The sequence below is a fragment of the Oleiphilus sp. HI0079 genome, assembly GCF_001635105.1.
Genome location: NZ_LWFT01001362.1, coordinates 1 through 965 on the forward strand (window position 1 = coordinate 1; position 965 = coordinate 965).

The window sequence follows — 965 nt, forward strand, 5'->3', positions numbered from 1 at the left end:
TTCAGACTACTCACTGAACCAGCCATCGGTATCTGACTAAGCTGATCACAGTGCTCTCGTGTCAGGCGACGCAATCCACTACCCTCTGCACCCATAGCGATGGCCATCGGGCCCTTGAAGTCGGCCTGATAAATCGTACTCTCACCTTCGCCTGCCGCTCCTGTAATCCAGATACCTCGATCCTGAAGCGAACGCATTGTGCGCGCTAGATTCGTTACCCGCACTAACGGTACCTGATCGGCCGCACCCGAGGCGACATTACGCGCGACCGCATTGAGCGGCGCTGCCTTATCTTTGGGTGTGATTAGCGCATGTACACCAGCCGCATCAGCGGAACGCAAACACGCACCTAAGTTATGAGGATCGGTCACTGAATCCAGGATAAGCAAAAAAGGCGGCACATCAAGAGCATCCAACAGAGCTTCTAGATCATTTTCATTAAGCTCTTTACTTGGCTCAACAAGAGCGACAACGCCTTGATGACGACCTCTTACTAAATCATCCAGCTCGCGCCGAGGACTAAGGCTAAACGGAATATTGTGTTCATTCGCTAACTGCAACAAGGCTTGCAATCGCTTGTCATCGCGCCCTTTCATGACGACCAAGCGCTCTATTCGAGCATGGTCTCGCTCCAGTAAAGACTCAACGGCATGAATGCCAAATACGGTATCTAACTTGCTCATCTTGACTCTTTGAACTTAATCTTCTGATTCTTCACTGCGCTTTTTAGCTGCATTCACGGGGTGTAACTTTGCTCTTCGACGAGGACCCGCATTATCATGCAAGGGCGCCTCACCTTTTACTGGCAAGCTCGGTGCTTTTAAATCAGCACCCACTTTCAAAGGCTTCCCTTTGCTTTTTACTCTTGGATGCTCTTTCGAAGACGAACCTTTACCTCTAAGTTTGCCGCGACTTTCATCTTTACCTTTGTTGTGCGCACCCGAACTGTCGGAACTGGCACCAGC

Annotated in this window: 2 protein-coding genes; both read right to left on the reverse strand. The window is 50.5% G+C overall.

From position 1 onward, the window contains the following. Positions 1–683, reverse strand: a 683-nt coding sequence (gene rlmB / locus A3750_RS23555) for a 23S rRNA (guanosine(2251)-2'-O)-methyltransferase RlmB (RefSeq protein WP_068548953.1), incomplete at its 3' end; no start/stop codon positions are given. Between the two features lie 15 nt (positions 684–698). Beyond that, the coding region (locus tag A3750_RS26610; RefSeq protein ID WP_197475271.1) for a hypothetical protein at positions 699–965 on the reverse strand (267 nt) is incomplete at its 5' end.